General features: G+C 59.3%; 16 protein-coding genes. 10 read left to right on the forward strand and 6 right to left on the reverse strand.

Translation table 11 applies throughout. The features are described from left to right. Window positions 1–103 precede the first annotated feature (103 nt). Window positions 104–526 carry a hypothetical protein gene (locus tag BMX17_RS26435; RefSeq protein WP_092663805.1) on the forward strand — a complete coding sequence of 141 codons (423 nt, stop codon included), beginning with the start codon at window positions 104–106 and terminating at the stop codon, window positions 524–526. A 9-nt stretch (window positions 527–535) separates the two neighbouring features. Next, on the forward strand, window positions 536–898 hold the full coding sequence (locus tag BMX17_RS25400; RefSeq protein ID WP_139203629.1) for a GIY-YIG domain-containing protein: 363 nt from the start codon (window positions 536–538) through the stop codon (window positions 896–898). A gap of 413 nt (window positions 899–1311) precedes the next feature. On the opposite strand, the gene BMX17_RS21100 is transcribed toward BMX17_RS25400, so the two are convergent. Beyond that, window positions 1312–2421, reverse strand: coding sequence for a glycosyltransferase family 4 protein (locus tag BMX17_RS21100; protein WP_092663807.1), 1110 nt, complete (start codon window positions 2419–2421; stop codon window positions 1312–1314). Window positions 2422–2519: 98 nt separating this feature from the next. On the opposite strand from BMX17_RS21100, the gene BMX17_RS27090 reads away from it, so the two are divergent. The 3 genes from BMX17_RS27090 to BMX17_RS21115 are packed head-to-tail and all read left to right on the forward strand — an operon-like array spanning window position 2520 to window position 4923. Further along, window positions 2520–2795 (forward strand): DUF8044 family membrane protein, encoded by a 276-nt coding sequence (locus tag BMX17_RS27090; RefSeq protein WP_092663809.1) that lies wholly within the window; start codon window positions 2520–2522, stop codon window positions 2793–2795. Next, on the forward strand, window positions 2796–3917 hold the full coding sequence (locus BMX17_RS21110) for a DUF4350 domain-containing protein (RefSeq protein ID WP_092663811.1): 1122 nt from the start codon (window positions 2796–2798) through the stop codon (window positions 3915–3917). Continuing rightward, window positions 3910–4923, forward strand: a complete 1014-nt coding sequence (locus BMX17_RS21115) for an AAA family ATPase (protein WP_092663813.1) — start codon at window positions 3910–3912, stop codon at window positions 4921–4923. The genes BMX17_RS21110 and BMX17_RS21115 overlap by 8 nt, the downstream gene beginning before the upstream one ends. 73 nt (window positions 4924–4996) lie before the next feature. Here the strand turns inward: BMX17_RS21115 and BMX17_RS21120 are convergent, their stop codons facing one another. The 3 genes from BMX17_RS21120 to BMX17_RS21130 form a co-directional block, all read right to left on the reverse strand. Next, the gene (locus BMX17_RS21120; protein WP_092663815.1) at window positions 4997–5857 is read right to left on the reverse strand and encodes a DUF7982 domain-containing protein; all 861 of its coding nucleotides are present in this window, start codon (window positions 5855–5857) and stop codon (window positions 4997–4999) included. Further along, entirely contained in the window at window positions 5847–6221 is a 375-nt protein-coding gene (locus BMX17_RS21125) for a DUF8163 family membrane protein (RefSeq protein WP_092663817.1), read from the reverse strand. The genes BMX17_RS21120 and BMX17_RS21125 overlap by 11 nt, the downstream gene beginning before the upstream one ends. A gap of 88 nt (window positions 6222–6309) precedes the next feature. Then, window positions 6310–7761 (reverse strand): DUF58 domain-containing protein, encoded by a 1452-nt coding sequence (locus BMX17_RS21130; protein WP_092663819.1) that lies wholly within the window; start codon window positions 7759–7761, stop codon window positions 6310–6312. Between the two features lie 88 nt (window positions 7762–7849). Between BMX17_RS21130 and BMX17_RS21135 the strand changes: the two genes are divergently transcribed. Further along, window positions 7850–10042: a hypothetical protein gene (locus BMX17_RS21135; RefSeq protein WP_092663821.1), complete on the forward strand. Its 2193-nt coding sequence runs from the start codon at window positions 7850–7852 to the stop codon at window positions 10040–10042. Between the two features lie 86 nt (window positions 10043–10128). On the opposite strand, the gene BMX17_RS21140 is transcribed toward BMX17_RS21135, so the two are convergent. Together BMX17_RS21140 and BMX17_RS21145 are read right to left on the reverse strand one after the other, a co-directional pair. Next, complete coding sequence (locus tag BMX17_RS21140; RefSeq protein WP_092663823.1) at window positions 10129–10455, reverse strand: DUF5615 family PIN-like protein; 327 nt, start codon at window positions 10453–10455, stop codon at window positions 10129–10131. Beyond that, window positions 10456–10731 carry a DUF433 domain-containing protein gene (locus BMX17_RS21145; protein WP_092663825.1) on the reverse strand — a complete coding sequence of 92 codons (276 nt, stop codon included), beginning with the start codon at window positions 10729–10731 and terminating at the stop codon, window positions 10456–10458. Between the two features lie 366 nt (window positions 10732–11097). Here BMX17_RS21145 and BMX17_RS21155 point away from each other — a divergent pair, with 366 nt between their 5' ends. The 4 genes from BMX17_RS21155 to BMX17_RS21170 all read left to right on the forward strand — a co-directional run bounded on the left by BMX17_RS21155 (window position 11098) and on the right by BMX17_RS21170 (window position 15956). Further along, window positions 11098–12123 (forward strand): DUF1616 domain-containing protein, encoded by a 1026-nt coding sequence (locus BMX17_RS21155; RefSeq protein WP_092663829.1) that lies wholly within the window; start codon window positions 11098–11100, stop codon window positions 12121–12123. A gap of 94 nt (window positions 12124–12217) precedes the next feature. Continuing rightward, window positions 12218–13516 carry a glycosyltransferase family 2 protein gene (locus tag BMX17_RS21160; protein WP_244515075.1) on the forward strand — a complete coding sequence of 433 codons (1299 nt, stop codon included), beginning with the start codon at window positions 12218–12220 and terminating at the stop codon, window positions 13514–13516. A 32-nt stretch (window positions 13517–13548) separates the two neighbouring features. Beyond that, entirely contained in the window at window positions 13549–14664 is a 1116-nt protein-coding gene (gene wecB / locus BMX17_RS21165) for a non-hydrolyzing UDP-N-acetylglucosamine 2-epimerase (protein WP_092663831.1), read from the forward strand. After that, window positions 14661–15956, forward strand: a complete 1296-nt coding sequence (locus BMX17_RS21170) for a nucleotide sugar dehydrogenase (RefSeq protein ID WP_092663833.1) — start codon at window positions 14661–14663, stop codon at window positions 15954–15956. The genes wecB and BMX17_RS21170 overlap by 4 nt, the downstream gene beginning before the upstream one ends. Window positions 15957–15959: the final 3 nt, after the last annotated feature.

Here is a 15959-nt window from a genome sequence, read left to right on the forward strand (position 1 = left end):
GGTACGCTTGAAAGCGGTGCGAGTAATCCATCGCTGTATGGCGAATGTGCGACTCTACGGTGTTAAAAGCTGCCGTGGGTGTCGGCCTTCACCCCCGCCCACGGTGGGGCGGGGTACCCGGCCTCGGTCTCTTTATGGAGACGAGACGCCGCTCGCAGGTCCAGCACAGCCCCACAAGTACGAGAGTTCTGTCCGAGAGGATGAATCCCCCTCGGCCGCGAGTGAGTCCGATGAGAGCGGCGCTGAGCAGTCTGCCTCTCTCGTCGCCCACCGCCTCAGTATTCGCCACCACAAATCGAGCGAAAACGATGACCAGTACCGGTTCTTTCTGCGGCGGGGCAAGATCCGCAGAATCGAACGGCAGCACCAGCTGGGCCCGTCCAGCCAGTTCGATCCCGCCGGAACGTGTTCACTCGCGGCAGTCCCCGAGCCGGTTCGCGTCGAAGCCGCCGAACAACTCGACGTCGACGCGCTCGATGCGGTCGCCGACCGTGACAAGATCGCCAAACACGCCGACGCGGAGTAGCAATTCCAGATGTCTCTTTCGCCGTATGCGGAGCGTTCAGAGACGCTTTCGGCCGTCTACCGCACGCTCGAAGAACTGGCCAGAGCAATCGACGGGCCGTATTTCCTTCGAGAGTGCGACGGCACGATGTCCTTTCCTGGCCGGGGGGTGTATTTTTTCTTCTCGCTAGGAACTGATTTCGATGGACCGCCGTCCCAGTGGCGACTGACTCGCATCGGGACGGTCGGCGTCGCATCGGGCAGCCAGAGTACGCTCTGGAACCGACTCCGACAGCACCGCGGAAATGTCTCCGGAAAGTATGCCCAGCACGGCGGCAACCATCGCGGTTCGATTTCAGAGTTCCAGCAGTTCGATTTCTACAAATCAAAATAATTCTGATGTTTTGGATTACCGTCTGATTCAGCAGTTGCTCAAATCGCTCCCAGGGGCCTTGTGGAGATACTATTACAGTTGAAATATCAAAATATCAAAATTCGAGGGCAATAGATCTGTGGGTTACCTGATCAACATGAATACCCGTGGTTGATGATCGGTGCGTTACTGAAGAAGTCGAAATCTGCTGAAAGTCAGCGTACAAGACCTCTGATGATGGCGTTACTAACCTGAGAATAGAACGGATGCTACGAGAAGTATACTCCCCCACATCACGATCGATAGGAGTGTGCCTGACAATAGCCCAATCCACACCGACCCCCCACTTCCACGTTCTTGCATATTGGAACGAACCCCAGTCATATCGGTAACGTAGAGAACCAGCCACTAATAGTCAACGTATTCTGGCAAGGTTAATTCGACAGACTCTGCTGGATCTGATCTTCATAATCTGGAATAAGGGCGTCTGGCGCATAGTGTGACTTTACTGTTTGTCGAGTACTCTCGTATCGATCCACCAGAGGCATACGCTCAGAAAATTGGGTAATCATTGTGTTCAATTCCTCAAAGCTACCTGTGGAGGTATGCGCATCTCCACGGTATGGAATCTGCCCTACAGCGTTGTGTCGTGAGAGTGTTGGTGTACCATATGCCCACGCCTGAACAAGCGGCGCTGGAAATCCCATCCTTTCGGCAGTACTTACAACAGCAATTGCCCCACTGTACAGCGCTGGGAGTTCGTCAACCGGGACAAAGCCAACGAAGTTGACGTTTTCGGTAGCCTGAGCGCGCTCTTTGACCTCATTGTGGAACTCATTCGTGTCTTCTATCGGCCCATACATCCGGAATTGAAGATCAGGATGCTGGTCAGCGAGATCAAGAAATCGCATCGGCTTCTGGCTGGGTTGTAGGCGGTTGACCCAGAGGAAGTATTTCCGCTCTCCTGGTGATGTGAGGGTTTCCTTTGCCGGGAGATCGTAGCAGTCCCAGAGTACGGTCGCTTCACGACCGTATTGAGACTGTAGTGCCTCCTGATGTTTCTGAGTTTGCGCAACAAGAGTTGTCGCATCGTCGATTGCAGTATCGAAAATGTCTCTGACTTCACCGAGCCGACTATCGTTCTGATCGGGATACACATTCATGTCCGTCATGTGGAAAATATATTCGGCATCAGTGAGTTGCGTATACTTCCAGATTAGCGGAAGGAACCCACTCTGGCCATGTACGTAATATACATCGCTGTCGGTTTTGCGAAGGGCATCCAGATATGCACTCCCCCTTTCGAGAGGGTCTTTCGTGAGATCTGCGTTTGATGGGATCCCAATGTGATCTATGTCATGTTGTTGGAATGTGGTTGGAGTTGGTTTTGGTGAAACAACTGTGACATCGTAGTCCCGCGTAGCGAACTCTCTTGCAAGTACAATGAGCGGTCGCCGCGTCCTCCCAAACCCCTCACTATGAATCCATTCGGTAATCGTCGGCAACCCGAGAAAGCAGATAGAGTGAGACCCTTGTGCAGACATTTCTTATTCTGAAAGTTGGCTTGGCTTGGCAAGTATTTGCCTGTATTGTCTGAGGAATGTCGATACATTCTAACGATGGGGTACGCAAAAACAGGTAGATGGTTACACGCAGGCGACAGCAATTTCTTTACGGGCAAATTGCCTGGATGCTATCTACTTTGGTACTTCTTGCGGTCCTGGGTGCCCTATCTATGGATCTCTACTTTGTCATTTCGCTCATTGGTTTTTTGGTACTCGTAGAGCTATCTGCACCGTTCAACATAACCCCACAATGGCGATCACGACTGAAGTGGCCAATCTTCCTCGGACTAATCGGTTTTTCAGCTATAGTCGTCAAACGAATCCTCGAAATCCTTCCGCCGGGACTGATCTAGATGCCGGACCACAACTATCCACGACTGGTTCTACTCGTGGTACTTTTTGCGATTAATCTCGCAATTCTCGGTGCAACAGTTACGTCTGCTACCCCATATGGCCCGTATAATGGAAACTGGGATGGGGCGAGCGAGCTCAGAACAATTGCAAGTGAGGAAAGTACGGTCACACTGGCACATACTACGACTGCGTACGAAGATGCAACAGCTGACAGTACCGCGTTCATTTTGGCCCCGCAAGATCAGTATCGGGCAGCTGAGAGCGCACGCGTTCGACAGTTTGTGCAACGGGGCGGTACTCTGGTGATTGCGGCCGAGGCCAATCAAACGAACGACTTGCTGGTCAATCTCGGTCTCACTGCGCGTCTTGATGGGCGACTACTCCGAGACGAACAGGAGCATTACCGCGATCCAGCACTCCCTATTGCTACCGAGGTCCTTGATCACAACGTGACAACCGGTGTTGATCAACTCACCCTCAATTATGGAACTGTGATTAATCTCACGACTACCACTGCGACGACCGGATCGGCGTCCCGTGATAACTTGAATACGGATGACGCTTGGAAAGGTGAGTTCCTGATTAATTCATCTGGATTCGCATATATTGATTCAAATAATAACAGTCAACTCGACGACAGTGAGCGCGTCCGTGAACGTCCCGTAGCAGTGACTGAGCCCGTCAGTCAGGGGCGAGTCGTCGTCGTCAGTGACGCGAGCGTGTTTACGAACGCGATGTTCGAACGGACGGGAAATGACCGGTTCGCACGGAACCTTGTCGAGAGTGGCGACCGCGTGCTCCTCGACTACTCTCACGGACATCCACTGCCGCCGCTCGTGTACGCACTACTGGTCGTCCGATCGACGCCGCTACTACAATTCGGGTTGGGGTTGCTCGCTCTCGGCTGTGTCGCCATCGGAGTGCGCCTCTCTGACCGGTCCCTTCCGGACTGGCTGTCCATGGGCGAGACAGCGACAGACGGGGACAGCGTCGGTCAGCTTGACGAGGACGAACTCAGCGCTTTCCTAACCGATCGTCATCCGGAGTGGAGTGATCGGCGCGTCCAGCGTGTGACGAAAGCGATTATACGTCGGCGGGAGCAACGCGGTGACAATGACTGATCCCGCCGCCCTGTACGATACGGTCTCGGAGGAGATCGGGAAGGTCCTCATCGGCAACGAGACGGTCGTCGAGAGTCTCACGATCTCGCTGCTTACCCGTGGTCACATCCTCCTTGAAGGTGTTCCGGGTGTCGCCAAGACGACGGTCGCGAATCTCTTTGCTACGGCGACCGGTCTCGGATACAATCGTATCCAAATGACGCCGGACATTCTACCCGCGGACATCACCGGCACCTCCGTCTATCGCGAGCAAACCGGCGAATTCGAACTCCGAAAGGGACCCGTCTTCGCAAACCTCGTCGTCGCGGACGAAATCAACCGTGCGACTCCGAAGACCCAGAGTGCGCTCCTCGAGGCGATGCAGGAACGGCACGTCTCCATCGAGGGGGAGACACTGGATCTCCCGGAACCGTTCATGGTCATCGCGACACAGAACCCGATCGAGATGGAGGGCACCTTCGAGTTGCCCGAGGCACAGCGTGACCGCTTCCAGCTGAAACTGACCGTCGACGTGCCCGACCGGGAGGACGAGAGTACACTGTTGGAACGGTTCGACGACGACCCCGATTTGGGCCCGGACCGTATCGAACAGGTCGTCACGACCGACGAAGTCCTCTCGGCGCGGGAGACGGTTTCGGAGGTGTATATCGACGAGACTGTCCAAGAGTACGTACTCGACATCGTCGAAGCGACGCGCGCGAGTCCCGACCTCGAATACGGGGCATCACCCCGAGCCTCGATCGCGTTCCTCAATACGACGAAAGCTCGTGCCGCGGTCGAGGGACGCGACTACGTCATTCCGGACGACGTGAAAGCGCTGGCACGGCAAATTCTCGTCCACCGCGTCGTCCTCAGTACGGACGCGGAGCTCAGCGACATGACGCCCGCGGACGTGATCGACTCGATACTCGACTCGATTCAGCCGCCCGGGCAGGAGACGGTCGAACATGCGGCGAACCGGGCCGTCGGCGACGGTGGGAGCCGTGACGACGCTGATTCGGAATAGCGCAGGAGTACAGTCATCTCAGTTCCGGAACGTCTCGGAGCGATTGTAGCAACGGTGTGATCAGTCCCGAACGTCACCCGTCGGATTCCCACTGGCAGGTGACGAGATAGTCGACCCGGTCGTCACCCGTCGAGACTTCGGTCGTCACGGCCGTATCGAGTGCGCTGGCGAGTCCTACGGCGAGAAGCGACGTCACGGGATGATCGAACCGGTCGACGGGGCCGTACACGCTCTCGGTGACACCGACGGTGGCCCGTCCTGCGTCGGGATCAACATCGGCATCGGCGCTCTCGACAAGTTCGAACTGCTCAACGAGTGCATTCGACAGTGCCGTGGCGATCTCTGGAGTGTCGTCGACATCTCCGGTGGCGGCCTGTCGAAAGTCGGCAGCCAACGGTCCGCCCGTCGGTTCGAGGGCGACCCCCCGGGCCGCCTGCTCGTCCGGGACGACGAACGTATCAGCGAGAGCGTCGGCAGCCGGGAGTTCGTACTCGTCGCGCTGGGGCACGAACAGCCGAGCATCCTCGATGGCGTCGCCGACCGAGACGTACACGCGGTCGTTCTGGAGCCCCAGCTCGGAGACGGCAGCGGCTTCGTTCTGCGCCAGGGCCTCGTAGACGCGCCGGCCGACGTCGGCCGAAATGAACTGCTCCGGAGAGAGGTAGTAGACGAGCACGCCAAAGAAGACGCCAGTTCCGCTAAGTGCGAACAGGACGGTTCGCGCATCGGCGAAGAGAACGCCGGCAATCCCGGCCAACACACCAATCCCGGCCAGCATGAGCGCTGTGCGGCGATACTGCGTCCGCCGCGCACGTGCGAACTCCTCCCGGAGGCGGCGGTTTTCCTCCCGTAGCACCTCCACTTCGGCAGCGAGGCTCTCTTCCGGGGGGTCCGACGGCGTTTCCGAGAGGTCCGTGGGAGTGTCAGCGCTCATCGGGATCCCCTACCAGTCCAAGCGCGACCAGTTCGTACCGGTGGAGGCCGTAACTACAGAGTGTAATCCCACCCGCGAGCAGTACCATTGTGGTCGCGAGCGTCTCCACGACGGTCGACAGCACCCACGTCATCGCGGTGAGCGAGAGGGAGACGAGCAAGAATGCCCCGACCGATCGCACCGTCGCGTCGGTGGCCAGTTCCGTACCGGCCAGCACGAGCAGTGCACTCGCTACGACGGCCAACAAGACCGGGCCGCTGGGCCCGGACGGTAACGCGACGAGGGTCGCGAGATAGCCGAGTGCGACGACGCCGACCGCGGTGAGCGTCGGATCGACGCGTCGCGACAGCACCTCGGTTGTCATCGCCTTACTTCGCAGGCGGGTCGGTGGTAAGACTGTCGCTCTGCGTCGATCCGGACGATGGGCTGAGGTAGTCTCCGATCGGTTGCGCTCACCGCCGCCGGCCGGCGTCAAGAACGGCTTCGATACGGTCGGCGGGACTGACCTCGAATGCCGTCACGCCCTCCATTCCGCTCAATTCACGCCGGAATTCCTCAAATTCGACGTATTCGTCGTATGTCCCTTCGAGATCGGCGAGACTGGTCCGCTCAAACAGCGCCTCCGGCGCCAGAAAGACGAGAACGCCTGCGGACTCCCTGCGTGCGAACTTGACGGTCTCTCGCAACTGTCCACGGTCGGTATCGTCGGTGAACAGGAGCGTCCACGTCGAACCCGGGACGCGAGCCAACCGCGTCCGAACCGTCTCGAACAGTTGATCGTCTGCCATGCGCTGGACGTAGCTCTCCGAATCGCCGTAGAACGACCGTAACGTCCGACCGTACGCGGAGTCGTCCCCGGCCAGTCGGGACCGCTTTCGCTGTGCCGCTGCCGGACCCTGCCGGCCCGGACTCGACTGTCCGGTGTCGGCACGGACCAGCGCCCGTTCGCCGCGGTTCCGGGTCACACGCAGTTCGTGGAGTCGATCCCGGACCGAATCGTACGCTTCCGGGGTGGTTCCGGGCGATTCCCAGTCCGTGGTTCCACCCTTGTCGATGGTCGCGATCCCGATCGGGTCGTTCACCTGTGCCGCGTTGTCGACGACAGCGAGCGCGACGGTCCTGAGGTAGTCGAGTTTCGTCTCACCGGGCTGGCCAGTCTGCAGTGGCGATCGGTGGTCGACCACGAGGAGCGTCCGATGATCGGTTTCGACCTCGTACTCCCGGACGTGGGGGTAGTCCAGGCGCGCCGTCGCCTTCCAGTCAATGTCGCTGACCGAATCGCCGGGGACGTACTGCCGGAGTTCGGCTGGATCCGTCCCCGACCCCACCTGATCGGATCGGTGGCCCCCGTACGCGGCCGTCACTCGGTCGCCGCCCTGGCCGACGTGGACAGACCGGGGCGTCCGCGGTTCGACGGTTATCGTCGGCGTCGGCCCCCGTGGCAGGCGCTCGCGAAACAGCCCGTCCCGATCCGTGACGGTGACCGTCGCCGGATCGAACGTGGCCCGGCCGACGATCGACCAGGTGACCGGGACGGTCGTCGACGCCGTCTGCTCTCCCGCCGGCAGTTCGATCCGTCGATCCGCCGCATTGGGCCCGTTCGCGACCAGCGGGAGCGACAACTCGACGGTCAGGTTGACTCCCGAAGGGGCGGCCAGTTGCGCGGTGAGCGTGACGGGGACTTCCTCGTTGCGTGCGACAGTCTGGGTCGGGAGCGACTGCTCCACCGTCAACGCGGCGTCCATCTCCGCAAGCGATCGATAAAACTGGTACTGGCGTGCCACGAGAACGGCGGCGATACCGACAGCGCCGTACAGCAGGACCGGGCGGGCGAAGAGAACTGCGAGTCCCGCGAGTATCGTCGCGACACTCACAATGGTCCAGAAGCGGCGCGTCACCTCCATCGGTCGAGTCGAAGACGCTCCGGCAGTTGAAGATGACGGTCCCCCGACGAAGAGAAGAGTTTTATCGCGTCCCAGACGTGTTTCGGCTGTGACCTCCGGTGACAACGTGGTCAATCGGACGATCGCCGTTCTACTGCTCGCAGGAACGGTGATCCTACTCGCCGGTGTCAGCGTTGGCTTCCTTGCGACCGACGCGTCCATCGCCGGCGACCCGGGTACGTCGGCGAGTGGGTCCACGGAGCAGCGCGATCCCGCCGAAGTGGGTGGCGAGGGGAGCCTCAGCCCGGTCGAACGTCAACTTGCCCAGCAAGCAGCCGGGCGTCTTCGGAGCGGGTCGATCAACATCAGTAGCGGTGACTACGATCAAGTGAAACGCTCGCTCGAAGACTCACAGTACGGCGACTTACTGGACAGGTACGCCGAGGTCGCCTCGCAAACGGGGAACAAAAACCGCGCGGAACTCCTGCGGTCGCTCCGGGAGAACCAACGCGACTACGCCACCGCTGCGGATGCATACTGGCAGCTCTATCGCGTATACAACGACACAGCAAACCTCTCTACCGAGGACAACCGGACGACGCTGACCAATCTCCGGTTCGTCAACGAGTCAAACGTGAACGCGTCGATCAACCGGTCACTGCGGTCGGCCGGGCCAAACGCCACGATAACACCCGGCGACGTGATATCGTTCAACGACAGTGAGTATCAGCGACTCGCGCGGGCGCTCGATAACCGATCCCGTCGTGCCGACGAGACAGGGACGGACCTCGTTCGGAACTACCGACGGTTGGCAGAAAACAGCGCGACGAACTACTCGGCGGCCATCGAGTCGGTACGGGAGGACCGCGAAAACATTGTTGAGACACAGCAAGTCGTTCGAGAGACCTGGTTGACCGTCGTCTCGATCGCCGCACGGACGGACGATCCCCAGGGGTCGTTCATCGATCCGATCCGCGTCGACGGCCGGCTCACGCTCCAGAACGACACGGCACTCGCCAGCGAACGGATTCGAATGCGGATCGGGGCTCAGACCTATCGGGCGCAGACAGATATGAACGGAGAGTTTACCGTCCCATACAGGCCGGCGACGATACCGCTGAACGCCACCAACGCCACCGCCCGTTTCGTTCCCAATAGCAGTTCGGCGTACACGACCGTCGAAACGAACGTCTCTATCAACGTGACGCAGATCCAGCCGACTGTCGACGTGGACGTCAAGCCCTCGGAGGTTCGGTTCAACGAGACGCTCACCGTGAACGGGTGGGTCGGACACGAAGACGCCGGCGCGGCGAACGTGTCGGCCGCCGTCGTCGCCGACGGGGAGTTTCTCGCGGTCAATCGAACCGACTCGAACGGGACACTCCAGACGAACGTCTCTCTCCCGGCAGCGATCGACTCGGGGTCCCAGCAGGTACGACTCGCGCTGCTGGCACGCGATCGGGCACTCGCGCCGGCGAACGGGACCACCGCGCTCCAGGTGGCAGAGACCCCGACCGAACTGACGGTCGCCGCGACACAGACCGAGGGGCGTACACTCCGTGTGTCAGGCCAACTCGAAGCCGATACGCAGGGTGGCGTCGCCGGACAGGTCGTCGAGATTACCGCCAACGGGACGACGCTCGGGACGGCGACGACCGGCCCCGACGGCCAGTTCCGGACGACAGTCGTCGTTCCGGACGAATTGCTCGCGTCCGGCCTCGGCGACGCCGCGACGACACTGAACGTGCAGGCCGCCTATCAGGGCTCGGAAACGAACCTCGGATCCAGCAGCGCCAGCGCGACTGCACTGGTCACGCAAGCGGGGATCCTGCTGTGGATCGGCGCGCTCGTCGCCGGAGTGCTGGTACTGGTCGGTGGCTACCTGGGCTATCGCTGGTGGCGTCGGCGGAGTCAGAACCGGGACGCTGACCGATCACCGACCATCGACGAGCCGATGGTGAGTGTGACCGGGGACGACGGGCGGACACCCGACTCCCTGTTCGGCATGGCACGCGAGCAACTCGCGGCCGACCGACCGGACGCAGCCGTCGAACTCGCGTACACCGGACTCCGCCGTGACCTCGAACGTCGGTCCGGAATCGAAGAGCCCGCAACCCACTGGGAGTTCTACCGCCGCTATCGACGGGACGGTGACGAGGGCAGCGTGGAGACGCTCCGACGTGCCACCGAACTGTACGAGCGGGCCGTCTTCGCCTCGCGGTCCGTGTCGTCCGACTCAGCGGCGGAGATCCTCGATACCCTGGACGGGATCGGATCCACCGGACGTTCGGCCGACGATTGAGTCAGAGACGACACAGCCACATCGGCTGTATTCACTGTTCCCAGAGGGCAGAAAGCTGACTGGGAAGTGGATTGAACCTGTAGTTCTCAGACCCAATTCCCAGGAATGCTCTCAACAATTTCTGACGGGTTGGCATACACTTCGTTGATCTGCTGGGCTGCCTGAACGATATCGCCGGGCTGTGGATCTTCAATCTGATCGAACAGCAGGAGACCGTGATTTCCACCGGCAACGAAGAAATCTTCGTCGTTCGTGAAGACGACCCACTGGTTGCGCTCGGCGTGGGCCGCGATCTCCGCGTCGGCGGTATCGTGTTCCAGTTCGTCCTCGACAGTAGCGACAGTGACGCCGTCGGCATCCCGAAATGCCGCTACGTATTTCGCCGGGACATTCTGATCACAGAGAATTCGCATCTACTCGTTGGCGCGACTGTGTGACGCGGCGGACTGCTGACGCGCCTCTTTCTGGGCCCGAAGCGTCTCCATCAGCTCCGGGTGATCGTCGTAATACTCTGTGGCGGCCCGAACCTGATCGATGTCGAGGTCCAGTTGGTCTGCAACCTCGTGAAGATTCCACTCCCGCTCGCGGACCAACTCACCAATCTGGAGAACGCTGACACGCGTACCTTCAAGGCGAGGCTTTCCATGGAGTACATCGGGCGTCTTCACGACCTGGACCGTCGAGCTCATTGTATCACGACATACTGCCTGCGGCACTAAGAGTGTTCGGAGTAGACTACATATCCTCATTAGCCTTTGTCTTGAAGCAGGGCCATCCTGTTTCCACAACGTCATCTACCCACCGAAATTCGTGGACTTCCATGCTGCTACCGCTGTTAAATCCCTAACATGAACACATCACCTGTCGAGAAGACACGCTGCCGTTCGATAGGATCGTATGAACGGGCCGCCTTCGCCTCACAGTCCGTCTCGGCCGACTCGGCAGCAGAGATCCTCAACACCCTGGACGAAATCGGTTCCACCAGTCGCTCGGCCGACGATTGAACGCTCGTCATATCAAGAGGCTTTTGACACCCACACGACAAAGACTCCCCAATGCCTACTGCGGACCGATTACGGCTTCTCCTCCCTCGACAACTCCGGGAACTCCCGGCGGATCTCGGAGCTGCGCTTGCGGTTCTCCTCGTGACGGATCTGTTCGTACTCGTGCCGGTGCTGAACGAGACGCCGCTGCGTGTCGTCCTCGGCTTGCCGCTCGTGTTGTTCGTCCCCGGGTACGTCTTTATCGCCGCGCTGTTTCCCGAAGCCGGCGAATCGCCGGCTGATTCCGAGAGCGACCCCGCCGCGACGGACTCAGAATCGTCGGGCATCGACGGAATCGAACGCGTTGCTCTCTCGTTCGGGCTGAGCATCGCCATCGTCCCGCTGATCGGCCTCGTGTTGAACTTCACGCCGTGGGGTATCCGACTGATCCCGATTCTGACCGCCCTGAACGGCTTCACGCTGGCGGCGACGGCCGTCGCCGCCCGACGCCGGTGGGCGATCCCGGAATCGGAACGGCTCGCAGTCCCGTACCGTCGGTGGCTGGCGGCGGGAAAGGCCGAATTGTTCGAGCCGAACGGTCGGGCCGATATCGCGCTGAACGTGTTGCTGGTGGTGAGCGTCCTGCTGGCGTTCGGGAGCGTCGCGTATGCAGTGAGTGTCCCACAGCAAGGGGAATCGTTCACCGAGTTCTATCTGCTGACCGAAAACGAGGAAGACGAACTCATCGCCAGTGAATACCCGGCGGAGTTTACGGTCGGTGAGAGCCAGTCAATCACCGTCGGAATCGAGAACCACGAACACGAGACGATAGATTACACTGTCGTCACTCTGCTACAGCGCACCCAACGTTCGAACAATTCCACGACGGTTGTCGCGGAGCGCGAACTATCTCGTGTCAGCACTACCCTCTCCGATAATGAAACCTGGCGCGAAAAGCAGGAGGTAACACCAACGATGACAGGCGACAATCTCCGGCTATTATATCTCTTATACAAGGGAACACCACCCCAGAATCCTTCGATCGAGTCATCTCACAGGAATAACTACATTTGGATCAACGTGTCTAGTAGGCGTTGAAATTCGACTCCTGTAGGTATCGTAAGATGGCACACATCACTGGCTATTTGTACCTCGAAAACGAGAAGTCGAAATGATTAGGAGTCGTTGTTGAATGACTGAGGTTAAAAACCGTCGGGAGGATCTCTCTATCCCGTTTGGTTCGCGAGAGAAACCAGCGGTCGGGATTTTCACCGCTGGGAACGACGCCGGAGACATTATCAAGACGATACTACGGGCGAAACGCCACGATCATCACATCTTCGTCTGTTACCAGACCGACGATCACCTGGAATCGGTGGAATTCGCGATGCAGTTAGATGCGACAGTTGTTGAATTCGATAGCGGCGTTTCTAACCCCAGTGAATCTCTCACAAGAGAAGTCCGGAAGCACGGGTTCCCTGGGCTTATTTATCACGAAACCTGTACAGAGACAATTGATTTCGATCGTAGCGTCGATCTGCTCAAGGATTCCTCCGAATACACCGTCTCGAGTATCGTCCAGACAAACGGGAGTGCCCGTTCGGGGATCATCGTCGGTATTCCGACATACAACGAAGAAGTCGGCATCGGGAGTGTCGTATTGCGTGCAAAGGAGGTCGCCAGTGAAGTTATCATCGTAGACGACGGAAGCACGGACAATACTGTCGAGCTCGCTAAAAAAGCAGGGGCGACGGTGATTCAACACTCCGAAAACCAAGGGAAAGGAGCGGCAATCAAAACACTACTCGAGGAGGTTCGTGAGCGAACGTTTGAAACATTCGTCCTCCTCGACGGTGATGGACAACATAATCCCGATGAGATCCCGGTTGTAGCGAATCCAGTTCTGGAGGAGGGAGCCGACCTCGTTATCGGTAGCCGGTACTTACAGAACCACAACGCGGACGAAACGCCGACGTATCGACGGATCGGACAGCGGGTCCTCGACCTCCTCACGTTTGGCCCGTCGCAGACTCGCGTAACCGACTCACAGAGCGGGTTTCGGGCACTCTCGCCGCGAGCGGTCGACGAGCTCGCTATCACGACGGACGATTTTGGGGTCGAAACCGAAATGATCGATACAGCCTCCAGGAACGATTTGACGATCGTCGAGGAACCCATCGAGGTCCGATACGAGGGAATCGACGGTCAGACGCAGCATCCGCTTCGGCACGGACTGACGGTCGTCGTCTTCGTGTTACAACTCGTTCGCGATCGCCATCCACTGCTGTTTTTCGGAGTGCCGGGGCTGCTCTTCCTCGCTATCGGGGCATACTTCGGATTCGATGCCGTTCTCGTGTATCAAAATTCGGGTCGATTCTATCCCGCAAAGGTCCTCGTCAGTGGGTTTGCCACGGTGATCGGATCTATCGGGATCTTTCTTGGGCTCGTGCTAAACCGGATAAGCAACATGTTCGAACGGCTGGACGCGTAGATTCGTAGAATACTGATAACCCCCTACCGATAATGAACACTGACATACACATCGCAATCGTCCTCGGAACACGGCCGGAAATCATCAAACTCTCACCGGTGATCCGGGAATGCGAACGACGCGATCTACCTTACACACTGATCCACACTGGCCAGCACTACTCCGACGAACTCGACAGTGTCTTTTTCGACCAGTTGGAGCTTCCGGAACCGGACTATCACCTCGACGTCGGCTCCGACTCACACGGTGCACAGACCGGGAAGATGCTCGCCGAGATCGAACAGGCCCTTCTCGACGTGGAGCCGGACGTAGCTCTGGTTCAGGGCGATACGAACTCCGTCCTCGCTGGCGCTATCGCTGCAAGCAAACTCCCCGTCGAAATCGGTCACGTCGAGGCTGGACTCCGTAGTTTCGACCGAGAGATGCCCGAAGAGACGAACCGCGTCGTCACCGACCACGTTGCGGACTACCTGTTTGCACCGACGGATACGTCGGCGGACAACCTCCGAGACGAGGGGTTCGACGAGAGTCGGATCCACGTTACGGGGAACACCGTCGTCGATGCTGTGCACCAACACCGGACACTCGCGACCGAGAAGAGCACGATTCTCGATGACCTCGATCTAACGCCCAGGGAGTACGCGCTCCTGACGGCCCACCGTGCGGAGAACGTCGACGACCGTGCTCGATTTGCCGACCTCCTCAACGGCGTCGAGCGTATCTCAACTGAACTCGGTGTGAACATCGTGTATCCGATTCACCCGCGAGCACGAAACCGTCTCGACGAGTTCGGTCTCGATGTCCCATCGTGCATCGAACTGATCGAGCCACAGGATTACCTAGACTTCCTCGATCTGGAGCAGGCGGCGACAGTCATCCTCACCGATTCGGGTGGCGTTCAGGAGGAAGCCTGTATCCTCGGTGTGCCCTGTGTCACGCTTCGGGACAGTACCGAGCGTCCGGAGACGATCGACGTGGGAGCAAACCGACTGGTCGGTATTGATCCAGACGCCATCCGGAACGGTGCCGTCGAGATGGCCGATGTCGCAACCGACTGGGAGAATCCCTTCGGCGACGGGAATGCATCAAAGCGGATACTAACAGCGCTGTGCCAATCACCAGCGGACGATCAGCAGGTCATACAATGAGTACGATATACGTCCACGGACTCGGTTACATCGGATTGCCGACAGCGGCGATGTTCGCCAATTACGACCACGAGGTTACCGGATACGACACTGACGAGGCAGTTATCGAAGGCCTCGACGATGGCAACGTCCACATCGATGAACCCGGGCTCAGAGCGTTCGTGACCCAGGCGCTCGAATCCGGCAACTTGACTGTGAGTAACGAGGTCGACGAGGCAAAGTATCACATCATCGCCGTTCCCACGCCGTTCGACGACGAGACCAAAGAGCCGACACTTGAGTACGTGGAGGCCGCCGGCGAAGCTATCGCCCCTCACCTCCGGCCCGGTGATACGGTTATCCTCGAATCGACTGTTCCGCCGGGTACGACCGTCGAAACGCTACAGCCGGCCCTCGAACAGTCCGGACTAGATGCGGGTTCGGATTTCGCGCTCGTCCACTGTCCCGAGACCGTCCTCCCGGGGAACATTATTACAGAGCTCAAGGAGAACGACCGCATCATCGGCGGCGTCAACGGTGTATCAACTGAGGCCGCAGTACGGCTGTACGAGTCCTTCGTCGAGGGCGATATCTATACGACCGAGAACGCGACGACGGCCGAGTTCGTCAAGCTCATCCAGAACACCTACCGTGATGTCAACATCGCGCTAGCCAACGAACTGGCGCTGATCGGCGAGGACTACGGTATCGACTCCCGTGAAGCCATAGAGATGGCGAACACCCATCCTCGGGTCGATATTCACCACCCGGGACCGGGCGTCGGTGGCCACTGTCTTCCGATCGACCCCTGGTTCCTCGGCCAGAATTCGGATAATCTTGATCTCATCGAACGGGCTCGAGCGATCAACGATGGAATGGCCGATCACGTCGTCGAAACGTTGCGAGACGAGTTGGGATCGCTCGAAGGACGGACGATCGCTGTGTTCGGCGTCGCATACAAAGGGAACGTCGGGGATACCCGACAGAGTCCCGGACTGGATCTCGCACAGGCGCTCCAGAAAGCCGAAGCGGAACTGGCGAGTCCGAAGCCCGACGGCGGCGTACCACCTTCGGCCGTCGGCGTTCGGCTCCACGATCCGCACGTCGCGGATCAGACCCTCGATCTCGTCGATCGCAAGTCAGCGATCGCCGGTGCCGACGCAGTCGTGATCACCGCAGATCACGACGAATTCGAGCATCTGGATCCCGCCGCGTTCGCCGACGCGATGGCCGAGCGGGTCGTCGTCGACACGAAGGACGTTCTCGACCCGTCCGAGTGGAAGTCGGAAGGCTTCTCAGTCCGCCGTATCTGAATC

The sequence above is a fragment of the Halorientalis persicus genome, from assembly GCF_900110215.1.
Taxonomy (GTDB): Archaea; Halobacteriota; Halobacteria; order Halobacteriales; family Haloarculaceae; genus Halorientalis; species Halorientalis persica.

Coding starts and splice junctions, on each gene's coding strand:
- BMX17_RS25400 (WP_139203629.1), top strand. CDS start 536: ATGTCTCTTTCGCCGTATGCGGAGCGTTCAGAGACGCTTTCGGCCGTC.
- BMX17_RS21100 (WP_092663807.1), bottom strand. CDS start 2,421: ATGTCTGCACAAGGGTCTCACTCTATCTGCTTTCTCGGGTTGCCGACG.
- BMX17_RS27090 (WP_092663809.1), top strand. CDS start 2,520: ATGGTTACACGCAGGCGACAGCAATTTCTTTACGGGCAAATTGCCTGG.
- BMX17_RS21110 (WP_092663811.1), top strand. CDS start 2,796: ATGCCGGACCACAACTATCCACGACTGGTTCTACTCGTGGTACTTTTT.
- BMX17_RS21115 (WP_092663813.1), top strand. CDS start 3,910: ATGACTGATCCCGCCGCCCTGTACGATACGGTCTCGGAGGAGATCGGG.
- BMX17_RS21120 (WP_092663815.1), bottom strand. CDS start 5,857: ATGAGCGCTGACACTCCCACGGACCTCTCGGAAACGCCGTCGGACCCC.
- BMX17_RS21125 (WP_092663817.1), bottom strand. CDS start 6,221: ATGACAACCGAGGTGCTGTCGCGACGCGTCGATCCGACGCTCACCGCG.
- BMX17_RS21130 (WP_092663819.1), bottom strand. CDS start 7,761: ATGGAGGTGACGCGCCGCTTCTGGACCATTGTGAGTGTCGCGACGATA.
- BMX17_RS21140 (WP_092663823.1), bottom strand. CDS start 10,455: ATGCGAATTCTCTGTGATCAGAATGTCCCGGCGAAATACGTAGCGGCA.
- BMX17_RS21145 (WP_092663825.1), bottom strand. CDS start 10,731: ATGAGCTCGACGGTCCAGGTCGTGAAGACGCCCGATGTACTCCATGGA.
- BMX17_RS21155 (WP_092663829.1), top strand. CDS start 11,098: ATGCCTACTGCGGACCGATTACGGCTTCTCCTCCCTCGACAACTCCGG.
- BMX17_RS21160 (WP_244515075.1), top strand. CDS start 12,218: ATGACTGAGGTTAAAAACCGTCGGGAGGATCTCTCTATCCCGTTTGGT.
- wecB (WP_092663831.1), top strand. CDS start 13,549: ATGAACACTGACATACACATCGCAATCGTCCTCGGAACACGGCCGGAA.
- BMX17_RS21170 (WP_092663833.1), top strand. CDS start 14,661: ATGAGTACGATATACGTCCACGGACTCGGTTACATCGGATTGCCGACA.